The organism is Pelotalea chapellei, assembly GCF_018531195.1.
Lineage (GTDB): Bacteria > Desulfobacterota > Desulfuromonadia > Geobacterales > Pseudopelobacteraceae > Pelotalea > Pelotalea chapellei.
Genome location: NZ_JAHDYS010000018.1, coordinates 37,369 through 57,468 on the forward strand (window position 1 = coordinate 37,369; position 20,100 = coordinate 57,468).

Consider the following 20,100-nt stretch of genomic DNA (forward strand, 5'->3'; position numbering starts at 1 on the left):
TTTACCCGCTTGCCTTCCCTGCCAAAAGCGGGCACAATGACACAATTTTCCGAAGGAGCAGATTCATGGCTTTACGCGTTTACAATACTCTCAGCGGCGAAAAAGAGACTTTTGTTCCTTTGACACCCGGCAAAGCCGGCATGTATGTCTGCGGAGTCACGGTCTACGACTACTGCCACATCGGCCACGCCCGTGCCAACGTTGTCTTCGACATTATCTACCGCTATCTGGCCTATGCCGGCTATGACGTTACCTACGTGCGCAACTATACGGACATCGATGACAAGATCATCAACCGCGCCATCAAGGAAGGTGTCGATTATCGCACCATTGCCGACCGCTACATCGAGGCATTCGATGAAGACATGGCCCGTCTTGGCCTGGCAAAGCCGACCGTCGAGCCCAAGGCAACCGATCACATCGGAGGCATCATCGGCATCATCGAGACGCTGATCGCCAAGGGACACGCTTACGAGTCGGAGGGCGATGTCTATTATGCAGTGGACACCTTTCCCGAATACCTCAAGCTCTCCAAGCGCAACCTTGAGGACATGCAGGCCGGGGCGCGGGTAGAAATTGGCGAGAAGAAGCGTAATCCCATGGACTTCGCTCTCTGGAAAGGCTCAAAACCGGGTGAACCCTGGTGGAATTCGCCCTGGGGCCAGGGACGGCCCGGCTGGCATATCGAATGTTCTGCCATGAGCATGGAGTTTCTGGGGAAAACATTTGATTTCCACGGCGGCGGAAAGGATCTCGTTTTCCCTCACCATGAAAACGAAATTGCCCAATCCGAGGGGGCCAATGGCTGCCAGTTCGTCCGTTACTGGCTGCACAACGGTTTTGTCAACATCAACTCCGAAAAGATGAGTAAGTCCCTGGGCAACTTTTTCACCATCCGGGAGGTGCTGGACAAATTCGACCCCGAGACCCTGCGTTTTTTCATTCTTTCAGCTCATTACCGCTCACCGATCGATTTTTCCGATCAGAACCTGGATGATGCCCAGTCAGGTCTGGAGCGGATCTATTCCTGTCTGGCTGCCCTGGATGCCTTGCTGCTTAAAACCGAGCCCACGACTGCGCCGGACGACAGCCTGACCCCTGCTGCTGCGGACCTCCAGGAAAAAGCCGATCAGCTTGTTCCGCGTTTTGTGGAGGCCATGGACGATGACTTCAATAGCGCCCAGGCCTTGGGTGTTCTGTTTGAAACAGTACGCTCGACCAACCGCTTCCTGGCCGAAACAGGAGCACCCTCGCCCGCAGCACTGTCACTCGCAGCACGGATCCGCCAGCTGTTCTCAGAGTTGGGCAGCGTTCTGGGACTGTTCGGCAGCGGTCCCGCCGAGTGGCTTGCCGCTGTCCAGGCTGCCAAAACAGGGCAGATTGATATTCAGCCCGAGGATATTGAGCGTCTGATCGTGGAACGGGCAGAAGCACGCAAAGCCAAGGATTTCAAACGCGGAGACGAGATCCGCGACCTGCTGCTGGAGAAGGGGATCCAGCTATTGGATTCGGCACAGGGAACGACCTGGAAGGCGAAATAAGAAAGCAGGGACCATGGCTGCCTATCTTGCCCCACCCTGGTTGTCTGGTATAGTTAATCTCTACTAAAAAATATTACGGAGAATCCGCTGTGGACTGGGAATGCTGCTGGGACAGGGATAACATCGTAATGGGCGACTGCCCGAACATCCATGCCGGTGATGAGGATCTCCTGCAGTCGCGAAACCGGCGCATTCTCGAGAAGTGCAGCGAATGCAACAGATTCAAGCGGGATCTGAGTCGATTTCGTGACAGCGGACATCCTTTGGCCCCCGTCTTTTCGCTCGTTCACAGCGAGTATCAACGCCAGAAAACCCAGATTGAATCTCTGGTCAGCTTCCTTGACAACAAAACCCTTGAGGTCCGCTTCCTCCATGAGCTCGGCTCAGTTTTGCAAAGTTCGGTCGATCTGGAGGAAGTGCTTTCCGTTGCTCTGACAGCCATCACGGCAGGCAAGGGATTCGGCATGAACCGCGCCTTCCTGCTGCTGATCAACCGGGATCTTGGCCTTCTGCATGGCTATCTTGCAATTGGACCGCGCAACTATGAAGAAGCGAACCAGGTCTGGAACGAAATTGCCGGCAACGACATGGACCTGCAAACCCTGGCACAGAGTTTCCGCCTCAACAAGCTCAATTCCGAACGGGCAAAATTCCATGACATTCTTGCACGCCTGACAGTACCTCTCTCCGAAACCGGCCACATTCTGGTCAAAGCCTTGGACGGCAAGCACCCCGTACTGATCGAAAATGCCTTCAATCATCCGGAGGTGAATCCAGAACTGGCCCACCTGCTAGGGGTGGACCGCTTTCTGCTGATGCCGCTGATTTCCCGAAATCGCCGGGTCGGAATGATCATTGCCGACAACTGCATCACCCACCGATCCATCACTCAAGAGGATATGCGTTCTCTGGAAAACTTCGCTTTCCCGGTGGCATTTGCCATTGAGCGTGCTTCACTTTACGACCGCCTCCAACTTGAGCTCAACCGGGCTACCGAAGCGGGCAACAAGCTTAAGGAACAGCAGGAAGTAATCGTTAAAATGGAGAAAATGGCTTTGGTGGGCCGCATTACCTCCAGTATCGCCCATTCCATCCGCAATCCACTCATGATTATAGGCGGCTTTGCTCGCTCGATCCTTAAAAACACGCCAACCAGTGATCCCAAACGGGATTTCATTGAGTCCATTGTTGGCGAGGCACGCCAACTTGAGGGCGTGCTGGACGAAATACTCAACTATACCGACATGCTGTATCCCACCAGGGACTTCTGGGACGTAAACCAGCTCGTGGAGTCCTCCATTCGAGACACCAGTGACCGCCTACGCGCCTGGGGATGTGAAAGCACATTCATCCCCGACACATCACTCCCGCCTGTATTCATTGATTACAAACAGGTTTCCTACTGCCTAAGGACCATGATCATCAGCGACATTGACGGACACGAGGGGGGAAAGATCGACATCAGCACCTACCTAGATGGCGACAACGTCATTGTGCACGCGGTCGACACAAGCGTGCGCCTCTCCCAGGAGGCTCTTGATGCAATGCTGGTCCCGTTCTCCACCACGTTGGAGCTGGGAAACGGGCTGGGACTGGCCCTGTGCAAGACGATGCTGGAGAAACAAGGCATTCCCTTCAATGCGCAACTTTTGCCTGAGAAAGGCGTTGAATACATAATTACGCTGCCTACCCGAAAGGAGGAACAATCATGAAGCGCATACTTGTTGTTGATGATGAAGCCAACATCCGCCTGCTATATGCAGAAGAGCTGGCGGAAGATGGCTACGATGTTGTTACTGCAGCAAACACTGCCGAGGCCGTGGAAAAACTCCAACAGGGGGAGTTTGATCTTGCCGTGCTTGATATCAAGCTGAAGAATGAAAGCGGGATCGATCTTTTGCAGAAACTGGTCAAGGAGCGTCATGACATGCCGGTGGTGTTGTGCTCGGCTTTCTCCTGCTACAAGGATGATTTTTCTGCCTGGCTGGCGGATGGCTATATCGTTAAATCCGGCGACCTTACCGAACTGAAACAGGAAATAGCCCGCATACTTGCCAAGAAGGCCCAAAGAACAAAGGCTTAGGCCGATAAAAATCGGGGACCGGGAACCGGGGACTGGGAAAGTTCCGATCCCCCAGTCACAGGTCCCTGGTCCCTGATCCTAAAAAAAAGGAGACTACATGAAAGCCGTCATCATGGCCGGCGGGTTCGGTACCCGCATCCAACCGCTCACCAGCAGCCTTCCAAAGCCGATGATTCCGCTGTTCAATCGCCCGATCATGCTGCATATCGTAGAACTGTTGAAGAAATACGATATTACAGACCTGGTGATGTTGCTTTACCATCAGCCGTTCGTTATCAAAAACTTTTTTCGTGATGGTGCGGATTTCGGGGTCAAGATTTCATACGTTACTCCGCTTCAGGACTTAGGCACCGCCGGTGCGGTGAAGGCGGCAGAGAAATACCTGGATGAACCCTTTCTTGTCATCAGCGGGGACCTGCTGACCGACTTCAACCTGAAGAAAGTCCTGGATTTTCACACTAACAATAAAGCCAAAGCCACCATCACACTGACTTCGGTAAAGGACCCGCTTCAGTTCGGAGTTGTTATTACTGATAAAGATAAGCGCATCACACAGTTTCTGGAAAAGCCGGGCTGGGGAGAGGTAATTTCCGATACCATCAATACCGGCATCTATGTCTTGGAACCGGAGATTCTCTCCTACATTCCAGAGGGTGAAAATTTTGATTTCTCCCAGGATCTCTTTCCCCTGATGCTGAAAAAGGAAGATGCCCTGTTTGGCTGCCAGGCCAAGGGGTATTGGCGTGACGTCGGTAACACCGACTCCTACCGCGAGGCCTGCCATGACATCTTCAAAGGCAGAATTGCGCTGCAGGTTGATGAGGCGAAGCAGGATGTTACGGGTAAAAACCTGCGTTTTGGCGCCGTCGTAAAACTGGAAAATGCAGCGGGACTGGAAGGCACCGTCGTTATCGGAGACAACACCCAGGTGCTGGGAGATGTCCAGATCAAGGATTCGGTTATCGGCCGCAACTGTACCATTGAGCGGGGGGTGAAACTCAACCGCTGCATCATCTGGGACAACTCCTATGTTAAAAAAGGCACCAAAATCACCGACAGCGTCATCTGTGCGAATGTGCGCATCGGGCAGGGAGCGCTGCTGGAAGAGGGTGTAATCGTAGCGGATAATACCTCCATTGGTGATGAAGCGGTCATCAAAGCGGATGTCAAGATCTGGCCCAAAAAAGAGATTGAAGCCGGCGCAACCGTCACCTCAAACATGATCTGGGGTGAAAAATGGAAAAAAGCGCTTTTCGAAGGGGCAATCATCAAGGGGCTTTCAAATGTGGAGCTGACTCCTGAATTCGTAGCCAAACTTGGCTGCGCCTACGGCACCTCGCTACCCAAAGGCAGCTTTGTTCTCGCAGGGCGCGATTCCAATCCTTCTTCCCGCATGCTCAAACGCTGCTTCGTGGGTGGCCTGCTTTCTGCCGGCATCAACGTCCGGGACATGAAGATGACTTCCCTGCCGCTCCTGCGATACAAGCTCAAAACCTTCGGAGAGGTTGGGGGCGTGCATTTCCGCCAGGCCGAGGATGACCCCGCTGCCCTTGAGATAATCTTTCTGGATGGCGACGGCCTGGACTTCTCCAGCAACATGGGAAAAAATGTCGAACGCACCTTCTTCAAGGAAAACTTCCGGCGCGCCCATCACACTGAACCGGGAGTGCTGGTTGATATCAATAATGTTGGCGAGTTCTATCGTGAAGGATTCCTGCGAGCTCTGGATCGCGAGTTACTGAAAAAATCAGGGTACACGGTGGTGGTTGATTTCAGCTTTTCGCCTGCCAGCCAGACCCTGCCCCAGCTTCTCAATGAACTCGGTTTCACTGTGATTGCATTGAATGCCTATGTGGATGAAGGACGGGGTGTCCCGGGCAAAGAGAAGGATGTTGCTCTCAGCCAGCTGGCCAAGATTGTCACATCTCTGGGTGCGCAGGCCGGTTTCTGGCTCAATCCTTCCGCTGAAGCGATCACACTGGTAGATGAAACCGGCACCATTTACAGTGGAGTGGAACTGCTCTCCCTGATGTCGGCTCTGCTGATGAAAGCCGGCCGCAAGGGAACCATTGCCGTGCCGGTGCAGGCTCCTTCCATCATTGAGCAGATGGCCGCTCAGAACCGTTTTCAGGTCAATCGCACCAAGAATACGGATCGCGCCATGCTGGAAGCAGCCTCATCATCCGAAATGGCCTTGGTCGGAACCATTGACGGACGATTCGCATTTCCCCGCTTTCAGGCTGCGTTTGATGGCATGTTCGCCATAGCCAGACTGATGGAACTGGTGGCAGCTGCGGATATTCCGCTCTCCAAAGGATTGGCTTCTGTGCCTGTACGAGCTTATCACCAGAAGTGTATCCCCTGTGCCTGGGAAATGAAGGGGGGGCTGATGAGGAAGATGAGTGAAGACAGCCTGGAGAGAGAAGCCAGTTTTATTGATGGCATCAAGGTGCACTTCGGTGAAGAATGGGCGCTGGTGCTGCCGGACCAGTATCTCCCCTGTGTCCACATAGTGGCTGAAGCCAGGGATCAGAAGAGTGCTCAACGTCTGATGACCGAATATCAGAAAAAAGTTGAAGGATGGAAGAAGGAACTTACGTAGAGCAGATCGAGGCTAAGGTTAAGGTTAAGGACAACCTCAACCTTAACCTCAACCTCAACCTCAGATTTCAAACAGGAAGTAACAATGTCATTACCCCTTGACATAGTCATCATCTGGCACATGCACCAGCCATATTACAAGGACCCGCTGAAGGGAGAATACGCCCTTCCTTGGACCTATCTCCACGGCATCAAGGATTATTTCGACATGCCGGCAATTGTGGAGGACACCCCCGGCGCCCGGGCTGTGTTCAATCTGGTGCCGTCGCTTATCGAGCAGTTGCTCGATTACGCCAATGGAACGGCAGTTGATCCTTTTTTGCTGAAAGGTATGGCCGACCCTGCCGATCTGGATGAAGAAGACCGCATCTTCCTGCTGGAGAATTTTTTCTCCGCCAACCGCAGCCGTATGATCGAGCCTTCCCAGCGTTACCTGGAGTTGCTTTATATGGCCGGCGAAGGAAAACCAGCCAGTGCCAAGGATCGGGTACGTCACTTCACCGATCAGGACCTACGCGACCTGCAGGTCTGGTTTTTTCTGGCCTGGACCGGAGAAGCGGCCCGCCGTCGCTACCCCGCCTTTGGTGAATTACTGGCAAAAGGAGACAAATTCACTACTGCCGACAAGGAACTGCTCTTTGCGACCCAGCGGGAGGTGCTGCAGGCTACTATCCCGCTTTACAAGCGCCTTCATGAGGAGGGGCGGATCGAGCTTTCCGTCACCCCGTACTACCATCCGATCCTGCCGCTATTATGCGACATCAGGATGGCGCAGACGGCAATGCCGCGAGTGACGCTTCCAGAAGCTCGTTTCCGGCATCCTGAAGATGCCCGAGCCCAAATCAGACGCGGTATTGCTTATTTCAAAGAAGTTTTCGGCTTTACTCCTCAAGGAATGTGGCCATCGGAAGGTTCAGTCAGCAATGAAACCCTGGGAATCATCACCGATTGCGGCATCAAATGGGTGGCGACAGATGAGGAAATACTTTCCAAGAGTCTGGAGGGGGGGCTGGGTGAACACCATGAGCGCCTGTATAGACCCTGGCGCTTTGCCTGTCCGCAGGGAGAGGTGCACACTTTTTTCCGGGATCACCAACTCTCCGACCTGATCGGCTTCACATATTCCCAATGGGATGCCGGTCGTGCCGCCAACGACCTCTGCGGCCGGCTGCACTCCATCAGAAACAGGGTCGGAGCCGAAGGCCGGGTGGTTCCGATAATTCTGGATGGTGAGAATGCCTGGGAATACTACCCTGCCAATGCATATGACTTTCTCCAGCAGATGTACCGTGGCATTGCCAACTCCCACGATCTGAACCTGACCACCTGTTCGGATGTCATTCGCAGCTCCAACTTCGAAGGCAGACTGCACCACATATTCCCCGGCTCGTGGATTAACGGCAACTACGGCATCTGGATCGGGCATCCCGAAGAGAACCTGGCCTGGGATCTGATAGCCAAGGCAAGGGAGACGGCTATAATCTCCAACCCTCTGGTGGCTGCAGTTTTGGAAAGCGGAGAGGTCCCCGTTGATCCCACCACCGAGCTGATCTGCCGTTCACTGTATGCTGCCGAAGGCAGCGACTGGTTCTGGTGGTATGGTGATGACCATTTTTCACCCCACAGCGACCGGTTTGATCGCCTCTTCCGGCAGCACCTGATGAACGTCTATCGCCTGCTGGCCCAGGACCCGCCGCGGGAACTGCTGGAACCGATCAAGAAGAAGAGCCCCGCCGGCCAGGTCCGTGAACCGGCAGCCTTCATCGATCCGGAAATTGACGGCCGGATCAGTAACTACTTCGAGTGGCTGGCAGCCGGTTTGTATGACCTGACTCGCCAGGGTTCTGCCATGCATTCCTCGGATCGGATGCTGCAAAGCTTTTATTACGGATTTAACAAGACCATGCTCTTTTTCCGGATCGACGGAATTCAGGAGCTTTCTCGCCTGCTGCGTGATGCAGACGTGATCAACCTCCACCTGATCTACGACCGCGAATACCGTCTACCCATGCAATTGCGAGGCGATGAGGGGTTGCTACAGGTACGGGAGAACAGCGTGTGGGTACCCACACGCGGTCACTGCCGCTGGAAAATATCCAGGATCTGCGAAATTAGCGTCCCGCTGGAAAGCATCAGGTTGGCCCCCAAAAGCAAGTTGTTCGCTTCCATTACCCTGGTAAGGGACAATGAAGAAATCGGCCGCTGGCCGACAGATGCACCGCTGATGCTTTACTATGCCGGACCTGAAATTGAAGTGGATAACTGGCTGATTTAACTGGGGTCCGGGGACTGGGGTCTTGGGACCGGCGGAAGGAATACCAGACTCTGCCGGTCCCCGGTCCCGGATTCCTCGTCCCCGTATTAAATGGAGAAGATATGTCTGAACTGCGCTGGGATCCTATTAAACTATACTGGGTAATTATTGCTACCGAAAGAGGGCGACGTCCGCGTGACTTTCAGGTTGAATCCGAAGACGACGGAATGGTTGCCTGCCCCTTCTGTTATGGCAATGAAGACAAAACCCCTCCGGAAATTTTTGCCATTCGCCCGGGAGGCGCTCCCAATACCGCCAATTGGCGCGTGAGGGTGATCCCTAATAAATATCCGGCACTGCGGGTTGAGGGGGAAATCAACAACCATGGCTATGGCATGTACGATGTCATGAACGGTATCGGGGCCCATGAAGTCATCATTGAGACTCCTGACCACGACCGCACGCTGGCCGATCTCACCATCCACGAAATGACGGATGTGCTGACTGCCTATCGGTCACGCTACCTTGACCTGCGCAGGGACTTCCGTTTCCGCTACATGGTGCTCTTCAAGAACCATGGATCCAGGGCTGGAGCAACGTTGCGGCATTCCCACAGCCAGCTGATAGCAGTGCCGCTGCTGCCGCCGGTGGCAACAACCCAGCTCAGGGTGGCACGCAAGTTTTTCCGCGACAAGGAGCGCTGCATCTTCTGCGACTTGATTGAATTTGAGCTGCGCATGGGAGAACGTATTGTCCGGGAATTTTCTAACTTCGTAATTCTGACTCCCTATGCATCCAGTTCACCATTTGAGCTGAGGCTTTATCCCAAGCGACACAGCCATGATTTTGCCTTGATGAATGACGCTCAACTGGCTGAACTGGCAGTTGCCATGAAAGACATGCTCATGCGGGTCAAGAGCGTGCTGCGGGATGCACCTTACAACTTTATCCTGCACACCGCTCCCCCCATGCACCACCGTCCGGGCAAGCCGGAACAGTGGAACTCGCTGGAGCATGACTACCACTGGCACATCGAACTGGTTCCGCGTCTGACCCAGGTGGCCGGCTTCGAATGGGGCACCGGCTTTTACATCAATCCCACCTCTCCCGAAGACGCGGCGCGCTTCCTGCGTGAGGCAGAAATATAACATCTACTCCCGGGGCTGCTTCTTCAGCCCCGCACTTTTCTCAGCTCCCATTCCCCTCATCTCTGGTACACTGGCATATCCTGATAATAAGGTTGTTACTTTATGGACACATCCAACCGTATCTACCCTCTTCTCGAAAACCTCTATGCCTCACGTTCGAAGCTCCACCTTGCCAACGATCCGCTCTCGTTCTGCCACCGCTATGACGCCCCCCGGGACCAGGAAGTAGCAGCAGTCATTGCCTCAACCTTTGCCTACGGTGGGATCAAGATCATTCTGCGCACCCTGGAAACGATCTTTGCAGAGCTGGGCCCCTCACCGCGGCAGTTTATAGAGAAATTTGATCCTGAATCCGGATTAAAAACCTTCAGCCGCTTCAAACACCGCTTCAACGACGGCCGCGACCTGTGTGCACTGCTCTGGGGCATCCGCATGATGCTGGAACAATCCGGGAGTGTGGAGAGCTTCTTTCTGGCCGGCCATGACAACACGACAGAAGATATTACCGCTGCCTTGAACTGCTACACCTCTACTGTGCTCAGCCTCGACTATTCGCCGGTATTCGGCCAGCCGAACGCACCCGCAAATTCCTATTTTCCGTTCATGTTCCCTGCACCCGCCTCAGGAAGCGCCTGCAAACGGCTCTGCATGTTCCTGCGATGGGTTGCACGTCCGGCTGACGGAATCGACCTCGGCATATGGCACGGCATAGCACCTTCCCGACTGATAATTCCGGTAGATACCCATATCCAGCGGATTTGCGGTTACCTGGGGTTCACCTGCCGAAAAAATGCCGACTGGCGCATGGCCCAGGAGATTACGGGGCATCTGCGCCGTCTTGATCCCCTTGATCCGATCAGATATGACTTCTCCCTGGCTCACCTTGGAATCAGTGAGCGATGTAGTGGAAATGACCCTGCCGCCTGCCTTACCTGCAGCATTGCCGGCATCTGCACACCGCCAGGCACTGATGCAAGGAAGCGGCGTTAATATACCTCTGGCCGGAACTTCTAAGAGCTTTTGAAGATATAGGTTGTTCAAAAATAGTCATATCGTAGTCTCGGAGAAAATCTCGCGGAAGCATGAACTTAATCCGCCGCACACTTTCAGTATGAAAGTGGACCGCGAAGGCGCCCGAAGGGTGAGGCCGCAAGGCCGAAGTCACAAGGTAGCGTTCGAGGACGGCGGCGAGATGGCTGTTTTTCAACGACCTTCTAATAAATTGACACCCCCTGCCCTTTCTGTTATAGATCACGTTGTTTCAAGCAGTTACATCATTATTGCATAGCATGTCACCATATTCAGCAGGGAGTAACAGATGATAATCCAGTGTGAACAGTGCAACACCAAGTTCAGGCTCGATGATTCCAGGGTAACGGCCAAGGGAGTCAAAGTCCGTTGCGCTAAATGCAAGCACGTTTTCTCCGTCAGTAAAGAACAGCCAATCAATGAGGAAACACCATCGGATTTTGGCGCTCTGCTCGACCAGAAAACAGATGCTACACCGGATGATCAAACTTCTTCGCCCGATCAGACCTATCAGCCCCCATCTTCGGCACCATCTGATTTTGAAACATCTTCGTTTGGTGAAGTTGGCTTTTCAGACAACACATTCGGAGCTCCGGAAGTACCCCAGAATCAGGAGCCGGCTCAACCTGCCGAGAGTTCCAGTTTCTCCTTCCTTGATGAGCCGACTTTTCCTTCCGCACAGGATGAGCCGCTGGCCGGTGATTCCGGATTTTCGACTTTTGAGTTTGGTGACCTGCCGGATACTCCGCAAGAGCAGGCTACCGAATCTGCTGCATGGGATGGAGCCGGCATGGCGGCCCTGCAGTCAGTACCAGAGCTGCCCACTTCGACTACGACCAAGGATAGTAACGATTTTGATCTTGGCAGTGACAATCTGTTCGGAGATGCAGTTGCTCCTGCACATGAAGAGCCCAATCCTAATCTGGATTTTCAGATGGATGAATTTGCAGAATCGCTGGGGATTGAGGATGCTGCCGACGAAAAAGGTACTGCAGAGAAACCCAGGAGCGAAGAGCCTTTCAGTCTGGGAGATATAGATTTTGGCGACGAGCTCTCCTCGGTAGCTGTCCAGCAGGTACATCCCGATGAACTCAAACCGGGCCAGGATCTGCTCTTTGCTCCTCTAGGCACTGCAGCAGTCAAAGAGGCACCCACGCCTCCACAACCTGAAGAACATGCTCCTCCCCACAATGCACAGGATGAACTGCCCCCTCTTTCCATATCATCACGGCGCAAACAGAGTTCATTGGTGACCGCCCTGCTCGGTATCCTTGGCATTATCGCCGTTGCAGGAATGGGCTTTTATGGCTACACCACCTTGCGCGGCCAGACTGGCACCATTCAGGATGCAGGCAGAATCACGCTGCGCGCTATAACCGCCTCCTATGTCAAGAACAGCGCCGCCGGCAACATTCTGGTAATCAATGGTGAAGCGGTCAATGAATACAAGAAGCCACGGGCAGCGATTCAGGTCAAAGGCATGGTCTATGGCTCCAATGGTCAGGTTCTTTCCAGCAAAGCTGCCTACGGAGGCAATCCGCTGACCCCTGAACAATTGGCAACCATGCCCATGGAAAAGATCGAAGCGGCCATGGCAAACCAGTTCGGCGATTCCCTGGCCAATCTTGAAGTGGCCCCGGGCAAGGCAATCCCCTTTACGATAGTCATTCCCAGCCCTCCGGCAGGGGCCAAAGACTATGGCGTGGAATCAACTGGTTCGACCGTTGCGACCGGCAAACAATAGCTACCTCTGATAGAACAATAAAAAAAAGGCCGCCGACACAACTGTCGACGGCCTTTTTTGTTGCTGTAGACTATCTATCAAACTATTTCTAGCAGCCTGATATCGAAAGTCAGGTCCATGCCTGCCAAGGGATGATTCGCATCAAGAGTAATGGTGGTATCCGTTACATCCATGACGATTACCGGCATTGGGGTACCATCTTCAAGTACCACTTCCATCTGATCGCCCGGCCGTGGATTTATATTTTCAGGAATCTCGCTACGCTCGATCACTGCAACCATTTCTTCTGCACGCTGACCGTAAGCATCAGCAGCTGGAATGGTAACTGTAACACTCTGCCCAGGCTCAAGTCCGATGACTGCCTGCTCAAATTTGGGAATCAGCGTTCCCTGTCCAATAACGAATTCCATGGGACCAGAAGATTGCTCGCCACATCCACAGCCGCCATCTCCGCAACCGCCATCGCCACAGTCATCGTCCTTACAACTGTCATCGGCACATGATTCTTTAATACCTTCCGATGAATCAAAAATGCTGCCGTCTTCCAACCTGCCGGTGTAGTGAACCCGTACTTTATCGCCATCTTTTGCTTGTGCCATGGTCATGTCCTCTCATGATAGATTTTAGTTTGGATTGTGCTGCGGGATGTTACATGGTGGAGCTTTTCAATGAGGTGTTATGAGGCTGTCAACACTCTTGCAGAGTTTTTCAGGATCATCGGTCGCGATCAGCACCCGCTTATGACGGGAAGTTTCGCCGGAAATGATTTCCACCGCAGACTGAGGCACTTTGAACAGATCGGCCAGAAATTTGCGGCACATCTTGTTGGCAGCACCATCAACAGGCGGAGAAGTGAGCCGTACCTTAAGGGCGTTGTTCTGTATACCGCACACCTCGTTCTTTGAAGCCCGCGGCTGGATATGCAGGGTCAGGAAAACGCCACCATCCGTGACACTGCACAGGGAATGTTCAGGCCTGATCATCGCCTGAGAGCATGCGTGCATGGCAATCCAGCAAAGATTTCAGACTTATTTCAAACTGGACTTTCTGTCGACGGATATCCTCTATCCGCGCCTTCAAATCCCCCAGCTGCCGTTCAGAGTCTGCCACGATTCGCTCCGCCTTCAGCTCAGCTTCGGAAACTATCAGGGCGGCCTCTTTTTGGGCGTTGGCCTTCATCTCCTCTACTATCCGCTGGGCTGCCAGCAATGTCTCGCGAAGCTCGCGCTCCTTTTCAGCGATATCCTTTGTCTCCCTGGCATGAAGAGCCTGCTGTTCCTTAAGATCATTGTTATCCCTGACCAGAGTTTCCATCTCCCCTGCCACTGCCTGCAGGAAAACATCAACATCATTGGGATCAATGCCGTTAAACATCTTACCCTTGAACTGCTGCTGCTGAATATCGATCGGTGTAATTTTCATTGCAATCAGCCCCTCAGCTTGAGCGCCATAGCGGCGGTGGTCAGATAATGATATGCCGTGCTGAAGACGATAATCTGCAGCACGTAAATAAGTGCAAAAGCAACAAGGGGTGAAAGATCCAACATGCCGGTATCAGGCATATGGCGCCTGATTTTGCGCAGCAGCGGCTCGGTGATGCGATAGATAAAATTGACAATGGGATTATACGGATCAGCATTAATCCAGGAGATAATTACACTGGCCAGAAGTACATATTTGTAAAGGGTTAAGAGGCCATCAGCCAGTTCCACGATCTTGGCCAGCGCCAGCATGATATTTGCGAAAAGCACCACTTTTTTAGCTCCGCCTTTTTATAAATGTAGCTGAATATGCCTGAAAGTCCAGGTAATGTCAAAGTGAGAATAGGCGGGTGCACTTGCCTTCCCGGCTACGCTCTGATATACAGGACAGGTTCCGAACGGAAACCGGGCACACAAACAGCAGGCGGCAATCGGCCGCCTTCTTTTATGGGAGAAATCATGAGCACTACATGGCGTAACCATCTGGATCGTGCTGTAGAAGCGGCTCTCAAAGCCGGCAGTTATCAGCGCCACCATTTCGCCACACAGGTCCGAGTTGAAATGAAGGGGGACAAAGACCTGGTGACTGAGGTTGACCGTGAATCCGAGCGGATGATCGTGGAGCACCTTCTGAGCCATTTTCCGGACAGCAACATTCTGGCCGAGGAAGGCGCCTATCCTGTGACAGGCTCTTCCCTGCGCTGGATCATTGATCCGGTAGATGGCACGACCAACTATGCCCACAGCTTCCCCTGGTTCTGCACATCCATAGGACTAGAAGCTGACGCTGAAATGGTTGCCGGCGTAATCTACAACCCGATCTACGATGAGCTCTTTACCGCGACCAAAGGGGGGGGCGCCTACCTGAACGGACGACAGCTGCATGTATCCGACCATGCTCCCTTGCGGGACTCGCTGCTCGGCACCGGTTTTCCCTATGATTGCGCCAGTGATCCATCCAATAATTTCGACAGTTTTATTGCCTTTCAAAAAGCTGCCAGGGGTATCCGCAGAGCCGGGGCTGCAGCACTGGATCTTGCCAGCGTGGCGGCAGGAAGGCTTGATGGTTTCTGGGAATTAAAGCTCAAACCATGGGATGTTGCAGCCGGGCTCCTGATGGTGCGAGAGGCCGGAGGAATAGTGACCAGTTTCGATGGCTCTGCATACGGTATGACAAACAATCGCATCCTCGCCAGTAATGGCCACATCCATGACGAGATGATAGCCGTACTCGGCATGGTCGCAGGAGGAATACAATGAAACGGAAAACCACCGCGCTTCTGCTTAGCGGGCTGATATTGCCGGGACTGGGGCAACTTTTTCTGGGGCGCAAAATTGCCGGTATTGCCCTGATCATGGCCATGAATCTTCTACTGCTGCTGGCATTGTTTGTGCTTTTGCGAGGAGCATCTCCGTTAATCGCAGCAAAAGTCACCTCTGGGAATCTCAGCGCCGCAGAAATCACTACCGCACTGGGTGGCGTTGCGGGCTTCGGCAAAGCCCTGCTGGCGGGATTTTTTTTCCTCTGGAGCTTTGCCGTTGTGGACATCCTTAAAAATGGGGAATGAAGCACTTTCGACACACATCTTGATGGACATGTGGCGCACCCGCCCCACCATGCCTTTACATTGACAAACAGTGTTTTTATGTGTGATAGTACTACAGTTTTGCACTTAGTCGGAATAAGTCGCAGCATATGAAATTGGGGAAATTATGATACGTGCGCAGGTTATCGGCAGCGGGGCGTGTTCACCGGAACGAGTGATCACCAATGACTTTTTCGAACATCTGGTGCCAGGTGCAGATGAATGGATTTTCTCCCGGACAGGTATCCGTGAACGGCGCTTTGCTCGCGAGGACCAGGCTACTTCCGACCTGGCAACCCTAGCAGCTTTGAATGCCCTGCAGGCTGCCGGCATTCCGGCCACTGAAATCGACTGCATCGTGCTGGGGACCTCAACCCCCGATATGAGCCTGCCTGCAACCGCCTGTATCGTTCAGAAAAATATTGGCGCCAGCAACGCTTTTGCCTTTGATATCAATGCAGTGTGCAGCAGTTTCGTGTATGCCATGGAAGTGGCGGACAACTTCATCCAGTGCGGCAAATACAAGACAATATTGGCCATCGGCGCTGACACCTACTCCAAAATTCTGGATTTTGACGACAAAACCACCTGCCCTCTTTTCGGCGATGGTGCAGGAGCTGCTGTTCTGCAAGCTACCGATGCGCCAGACAAAGGTATTCTCTGTACATACATGCGCAGCGACGGCAATGGCTGGCCCTTGATTCAGGTTCCTTCCTCCGGTTCACGCAAGCCGGTTACTGCCGAAACCATCGCCGCACATGATACAACCTTCAAAATGTCCGGCAAAAATGTGTATATGTTTGCCACTGAAGTGATTCCTGAGATCATTCGCACCCTGTGCCAGAAGGCTGGCATCGAGCCTTCCGACCTGACCTACATCATCCCGCACCAGGCTAACGTTCGTATGATTGATTTCATTTCCAAAAAATTCGGCTATCCCAAGGAACGCTTCCTGCTCAACCTGGACCGCTGCGGCAACACATCGGCTGCCTCTGTTGCCCTGGTCATGGCTGAAAACATGAACAACGGCACTATCAAGCCGGGTGACCTCGTACTAACCATGGGCTTTGGCGGCGGCCTCACCTGGGGTGGCCTGCTGATCCGCTTCTAGTCACACATTTTTATTGCAATGCATTGCACGCCTGCTCTGTAATAAGAGCAGGCGTTTTTTTTAAGACAGCTTTTCAAACAGGTGAGAAGGAGCGGGTATGGCGTTTATTTCACGCTGTGCATTCCGGAGACAGGATGTTGCATTGGATGTGGGCACGGCAAGCATCAGGCTGGCCGCCGGTTCCAACAGACTGATGAAACAGCCTTCACATTCTTCGGCGGGACACGCACTCCGGGCAGGGGTCATCACAAACGAAGATACAGCGACGAACCTTCTCAAACCAATGCTCTCCCAAGTAAAAATCTTCGGCATTGTCAGGCCGTGTGTGCTGGCATGCGCGCCCAGCGACGTAAGCCGGGCGGAACGCGAACTGCTGGTGGGATCAATCATGAAAGCCGGGGCTTCCTCCGTGACAATCATTCCGGAACCATTGGCCGCGGCAGTCGGCGCTGGCGTCGATGTTTCCTCCCCCTATGCCCATATGATAATCGACATTGGTGAGGGGGTAACTGACTGTGCCGTGATCCGGGAAAGTAAAATCCGCTCCACCTGTGCCGTACGGGGTGGATGTGCCCAGCTTCGCAGTAAAATTGCCTCCAACTGGTCGCGCAGCGGTTCACTTTCCACGGCCAATGCAGAACAGTTGCTGCGCAGCAAGGGAATTTCCCTTTCCCCCGTGCATGACGTTGCATCAAACCTCGCCGACGCCATCGCTCTGTTCCTGAAAAATCTTCCTCCCGAATTGGGGTGTGAAATCATCGAGAGCGGCATTCGGCTGACAGGAGGAGGAGCTTTGGTGCCAGGCATTTCCAGCCTGATCGAGGACAGAACCGGCATCACCGTCACCACCTCCCCCACGCCCCTCAGCGACGTAATCGAAGGAGCACGGGCTATCCTGCCGATAGTTGCGGCGCTGAACCGATGGCATTAACCTTCAGCCGCCAATCCCTCCCCTGCCTCTCTGACCCGCAACCCACATTCGGCAAACCTCCCTGCAATAACCGCTGTCGGCAGCCGCTTCTTCCAGCCGGCGTGGAAATGATCGGCCACCAGCAGCAGGCCACCCGGCTGCAGCAGAGCTGTCAGGTTTTGCGCAATCATCTCCACCTGTGAGACATCCGATATAATCGGACCGCCCAGCAACCCGTTGCAGACAATCAAGTCAAATCGCTCTGTAACCGGAGCATTCAACAGGTCGGCCTGCAGAAAGGTAAGACATTTATGGCCGCCCCCGCTGAAAAGCTGCCCGGTAGCCGCTCGAAAACCGGCCTGCCGTCGGGCGTCGTGTGGAAAACAGCTATGTGCAGCGCACCATACTTCCAAAGGGTCCATTGTCCACCCTTCGACACTACATTTATCTACTCTCACTCCACTCTCCAACACCAGTGAAGCAAGTGCATAACTGCTCTCCCCGTCTCCACACGCGGCATCAAGACAGCGCACGGTTTTTAAGGTGCGCCCCTGCAACCACTCCCGCACGAAGACCGTCTGCCCTGGATAGCGATTGGAACCTGCACCGTAAAATCGCCGAGGCATAAAGGACCAGAAGATGAACTTTTCGCGCAGTTCATCATCAGTCAGCAGCGCATCCAGCAGACTTGCGGGAGTACAACAGTGCTTTATAAATTCGGGAAAAGCGGCAACTATCGACGCCCAACTGGATGCACCTGAAAAAGGTGTGCTGGACAGAATGGGGGGATACCGCAGCACCTTGCGATAGAGCCTCTCGAAAACCGGCCGTATCATGTCAAGCGGCAGCCAGACTTCGCTCTGGCCACTGATTTCAGAAGTCACGACAAGTCCGGGCGCCGGCCAGGGCGAGGGGCAGAAGGCAACATAGCCAGCGGTGAGAGACTTCAAGCGTTGGAGGTCGGGCTGGAATGAGGCTTGATCAATGGTGGGGGAAAAAATCTTGTGGAGATTGGCAGCTGCGTCCCCCGGAAGGGGAGACGCAGTGAAAACGAACATCAGAACGTACGCAGCGGACGGTAGAGTGTATCCCGCTCAACCGGAACCTTATCTGCTTTTTTGATCAGGCGGATGATGCCCTCCTTTGTCATCGCCTGGGGCGTGACGGCTCCGGCATCATGGCCGATTTTTTCCTCCACGACAGTGCCGTCCAGATCGTTGACGCCGAAAGCCAGTGACACCTGGGCGATCTTCTCACCCAGCATGATCCAGTAGGCCTTGATATGATGAAAGTTGTCCAGGAAGATGCGGCTGATTGCCAGGGTCTTGAGATCGTCGAGCCCCGATGTAGCCTTGATGTCCAGTTTCAGGTCAGAGTTCTCCGGCTGAAAGGCCAGGGGGATAAAGGCCTGGAAACCGCCAGTCTCGTCCTGCAGGGTACGCAGCATTTCCATGTGCGCCACCCGGTCGGCCGGCTCTTCCACATGTCCGTAGAGCATGGTGGCATTGGTTTTCAACCCGGCCAAATGGGCCGACCGGATGATCTCCAGCCAGCGGCTGCCCGAAATTTTCTCAGGACAGATTTTCTGGCGAACATCTTCCACCAGTATCTCGGCCCCTCCACCAGGCATCGAGCCGAGTCCCGCCGCTTTAAGCCGTTCCAGCACTGTCTCGATGTTCAAACCGGAGATGCGCGAAAAATACTCTATCTCTACGGCGGTAAAGGCTTTGATATGCAGCGACGGTGCAGCCTCGCGCAAGCCGGCCAGCACCTCCTCGTAAAACTCGAAGGCCAGATCCGGGTGCAGGCCACCAACCATGTGGATCTCGGTAGCGCCTTCGGCCTCAGCCTCGCGTGCGCGTTTGCACATCTCGTCCAGCGCCAGGATATAGGCCCCATCTTCCCCGGTCGTACGGGAAAAAGCACAGAACGCGCAGCGGTTGACACAGATGTTGGTGGGATTGATATGGCGATTGACGTTGAAGTACACGTTGCGGCCGTTCTTGCGCTCGTTGGCTACTGCAGCCAGCTTGCCGATTGCCAGCAGGTCATTTGATTCGAACAGGAAAAGTGCTTCTTCACTGGAGATACGCAGGCCGTCGTGAACTTTTTGTGCGATGGTTTCAAAGGTAGTCATGGGGATGGAGTTTACGGCAAAGCGGAGAGTGGTTCAAGAATTTTATGCCCATCAAGACCCGGCCATCCCCGTAGCAAAGGCCTTCCGACGAGATCAGCGGCACCCTGCTGTGCTTCTGACAGGAATCATCAGCACATACCAAGAGACAGCAGCAGCTCTCCACAAACACAGGATTGTGCGGGATGATTGCTGTTGCTGTATCTCTGCCTGCATGCGAGCCACGAGGGACTCCACTAAAAAAGTTTTCTCTGGTTAAAACAGTATCAGAATTTGACACTTCCTCATCAAGAGAGATTCATACTGTTTTGGACTGAAAGTACCTGATATCGAAACAAAAGATGTTCTAAAAATTTCTATTTTAATGTTGGCAATTCTGCGGTAGTGTGTCTCATTAAAATGAAAAGCTGTGGTTAAACGTCGCAGACCAGTTTCAGAGATAAATTTCAAAAACTGCTAAAGGGGAATGAAGAAGATG

General features: G+C 53.5%; 18 protein-coding genes. 12 read left to right on the top strand and 6 right to left on the bottom strand.

The annotated features are described in order from the left end of the window. Nucleotides 1-65: 65 nt before the first annotated feature. The 8 genes from cysS (at nt 66) to KJB30_RS15650 (ending at nt 12,400) form a co-directional block, all read left to right on the top strand. The gene (gene cysS / locus KJB30_RS15615) at nt 66-1,541 is read left to right on the top strand and encodes a cysteine--tRNA ligase (protein WP_214301038.1); all 1,476 of its coding nucleotides are present in this window, start codon (nt 66-68) and stop codon (nt 1,539-1,541) included. Nucleotides 1,542-1,630: 89 nt separating this feature from the next. Further along, nucleotides 1,631-3,253, top strand: a complete 1,623-nt coding sequence (locus KJB30_RS15620; protein ID WP_367618998.1) for a histidine kinase dimerization/phospho-acceptor domain-containing protein — start codon at nt 1,631-1,633, stop codon at nt 3,251-3,253. Next, the gene (locus tag KJB30_RS15625) at nt 3,250-3,624 is read left to right on the top strand and encodes a response regulator (protein ID WP_214301040.1); all 375 of its coding nucleotides are present in this window, start codon (nt 3,250-3,252) and stop codon (nt 3,622-3,624) included. Before KJB30_RS15620 ends, KJB30_RS15625 begins: the two co-directional genes overlap by 4 nt. 97 nt (nt 3,625-3,721) lie before the next feature. Next, on the top strand, nt 3,722-6,226 hold the full coding sequence (locus tag KJB30_RS15630) for a mannose-1-phosphate guanyltransferase (protein ID WP_214301042.1): 2,505 nt from the start codon (nt 3,722-3,724) through the stop codon (nt 6,224-6,226). Between the two features lie 84 nt (nt 6,227-6,310). After that, on the top strand, nt 6,311-8,500 hold the full coding sequence (locus KJB30_RS15635; RefSeq protein ID WP_214301044.1) for a glycoside hydrolase family 57 protein: 2,190 nt from the start codon (nt 6,311-6,313) through the stop codon (nt 8,498-8,500). Nucleotides 8,501-8,601: 101 nt separating this feature from the next. Then, complete coding sequence (gene galT / locus KJB30_RS15640) at nt 8,602-9,627, top strand: galactose-1-phosphate uridylyltransferase (protein WP_214301046.1); 1,026 nt, start codon at nt 8,602-8,604, stop codon at nt 9,625-9,627. Nucleotides 9,628-9,729: 102 nt separating this feature from the next. After that, entirely contained in the window at nt 9,730-10,617 is an 888-nt protein-coding gene (locus KJB30_RS15645) for a TIGR02757 family protein (protein ID WP_214301048.1), read from the top strand. A gap of 328 nt (nt 10,618-10,945) precedes the next feature. Beyond that, entirely contained in the window at nt 10,946-12,400 is a 1,455-nt protein-coding gene (locus KJB30_RS15650; RefSeq protein WP_214301050.1) for a DUF3426 domain-containing protein, read from the top strand. 77 nt (nt 12,401-12,477) lie between these two features. Here the strand turns inward: KJB30_RS15650 and KJB30_RS15655 are convergent, their stop codons facing one another. From KJB30_RS15655 to KJB30_RS15670, 4 genes are all read right to left on the bottom strand, one after another. After that, nucleotides 12,478-12,999, bottom strand: a complete 522-nt coding sequence (locus tag KJB30_RS15655) for an FKBP-type peptidyl-prolyl cis-trans isomerase (RefSeq protein ID WP_214301053.1) — start codon at nt 12,997-12,999, stop codon at nt 12,478-12,480. 66 nt (nt 13,000-13,065) lie between these two features. Further along, nucleotides 13,066-13,404, bottom strand: a complete 339-nt coding sequence (locus KJB30_RS15660) for a DUF167 domain-containing protein (protein WP_246545736.1) — start codon at nt 13,402-13,404, stop codon at nt 13,066-13,068. Continuing rightward, entirely contained in the window at nt 13,370-13,822 is a 453-nt protein-coding gene (locus KJB30_RS15665) for a DivIVA domain-containing protein (RefSeq protein WP_214301055.1), read from the bottom strand. The genes KJB30_RS15660 and KJB30_RS15665 overlap by 35 nt, the downstream gene beginning before the upstream one ends. A 5-nt stretch (nt 13,823-13,827) precedes the next feature. After that, nucleotides 13,828-14,154 (bottom strand): YggT family protein, encoded by a 327-nt coding sequence (locus KJB30_RS15670; RefSeq protein WP_214301057.1) that lies wholly within the window; start codon nt 14,152-14,154, stop codon nt 13,828-13,830. 186 nt (nt 14,155-14,340) lie between these two features. Here KJB30_RS15670 and KJB30_RS15675 point away from each other — a divergent pair, with 186 nt between their 5' ends. From KJB30_RS15675 to KJB30_RS15690, 4 genes are all read left to right on the top strand, one after another. Then, nucleotides 14,341-15,141, top strand: a complete 801-nt coding sequence (locus tag KJB30_RS15675) for an inositol monophosphatase family protein (RefSeq protein ID WP_214301059.1) — start codon at nt 14,341-14,343, stop codon at nt 15,139-15,141. Next, the gene (locus KJB30_RS15680; protein ID WP_214301061.1) at nt 15,138-15,449 is read left to right on the top strand and encodes a hypothetical protein; all 312 of its coding nucleotides are present in this window, start codon (nt 15,138-15,140) and stop codon (nt 15,447-15,449) included. The genes KJB30_RS15675 and KJB30_RS15680 overlap by 4 nt, the downstream gene beginning before the upstream one ends. Before the next feature lie 145 nt (nt 15,450-15,594). Continuing rightward, nucleotides 15,595-16,578 (top strand): beta-ketoacyl-ACP synthase III, encoded by a 984-nt coding sequence (locus tag KJB30_RS15685; RefSeq protein WP_214301063.1) that lies wholly within the window; start codon nt 15,595-15,597, stop codon nt 16,576-16,578. Between the two features lie 97 nt (nt 16,579-16,675). Continuing rightward, on the top strand, nt 16,676-17,509 hold the full coding sequence (locus tag KJB30_RS15690; RefSeq protein ID WP_214301071.1) for a rod shape-determining protein: 834 nt from the start codon (nt 16,676-16,678) through the stop codon (nt 17,507-17,509). On the opposite strand, the gene KJB30_RS15695 is transcribed toward KJB30_RS15690, so the two are convergent. Continuing rightward, nucleotides 17,506-18,546 carry a class I SAM-dependent methyltransferase gene (locus tag KJB30_RS15695; RefSeq protein ID WP_214301073.1) on the bottom strand — a complete coding sequence of 347 codons (1,041 nt, stop codon included), beginning with the start codon at nt 18,544-18,546 and terminating at the stop codon, nt 17,506-17,508. The genes KJB30_RS15690 and KJB30_RS15695 overlap by 4 nt on opposite strands. Further along, the gene (mqnE, locus tag KJB30_RS15700) at nt 18,546-19,625 is read right to left on the bottom strand and encodes an aminofutalosine synthase MqnE (RefSeq protein WP_214301075.1); all 1,080 of its coding nucleotides are present in this window, start codon (nt 19,623-19,625) and stop codon (nt 18,546-18,548) included. The genes KJB30_RS15695 and mqnE overlap by 1 nt, the downstream gene beginning before the upstream one ends. Between the last annotated feature and the right edge of the window lie 475 nt (nt 19,626-20,100).

Coding starts and splice junctions, on each gene's coding strand:
- KJB30_RS15655 (WP_214301053.1), bottom strand. CDS start 12,999: ATGGCACAAGCAAAAGATGGCGATAAAGTACGGGTTCACTACACCGGC.
- cysS (WP_214301038.1), top strand. CDS start 66: ATGGCTTTACGCGTTTACAATACTCTCAGCGGCGAAAAAGAGACTTTT.
- galT (WP_214301046.1), top strand. CDS start 8,602: ATGTCTGAACTGCGCTGGGATCCTATTAAACTATACTGGGTAATTATT.
- KJB30_RS15650 (WP_214301050.1), top strand. CDS start 10,946: ATGATAATCCAGTGTGAACAGTGCAACACCAAGTTCAGGCTCGATGAT.
- KJB30_RS15630 (WP_214301042.1), top strand. CDS start 3,722: ATGAAAGCCGTCATCATGGCCGGCGGGTTCGGTACCCGCATCCAACCG.
- KJB30_RS15625 (WP_214301040.1), top strand. CDS start 3,250: ATGAAGCGCATACTTGTTGTTGATGATGAAGCCAACATCCGCCTGCTA.
- KJB30_RS15680 (WP_214301061.1), top strand. CDS start 15,138: ATGAAACGGAAAACCACCGCGCTTCTGCTTAGCGGGCTGATATTGCCG.
- KJB30_RS15675 (WP_214301059.1), top strand. CDS start 14,341: ATGAGCACTACATGGCGTAACCATCTGGATCGTGCTGTAGAAGCGGCT.
- mqnE (WP_214301075.1), bottom strand. CDS start 19,625: ATGACTACCTTTGAAACCATCGCACAAAAAGTTCACGACGGCCTGCGT.
- KJB30_RS15645 (WP_214301048.1), top strand. CDS start 9,730: ATGGACACATCCAACCGTATCTACCCTCTTCTCGAAAACCTCTATGCC.
- KJB30_RS15695 (WP_214301073.1), bottom strand. CDS start 18,546: ATGTTCGTTTTCACTGCGTCTCCCCTTCCGGGGGACGCAGCTGCCAAT.
- KJB30_RS15660 (WP_246545736.1), bottom strand. CDS start 13,404: ATGCACGCATGCTCTCAGGCGATGATCAGGCCTGAACATTCCCTGTGC.
- KJB30_RS15690 (WP_214301071.1), top strand. CDS start 16,676: ATGGCGTTTATTTCACGCTGTGCATTCCGGAGACAGGATGTTGCATTG.
- KJB30_RS15685 (WP_214301063.1), top strand. CDS start 15,595: ATGATACGTGCGCAGGTTATCGGCAGCGGGGCGTGTTCACCGGAACGA.
- KJB30_RS15665 (WP_214301055.1), bottom strand. CDS start 13,822: ATGAAAATTACACCGATCGATATTCAGCAGCAGCAGTTCAAGGGTAAG.
- KJB30_RS15635 (WP_214301044.1), top strand. CDS start 6,311: ATGTCATTACCCCTTGACATAGTCATCATCTGGCACATGCACCAGCCA.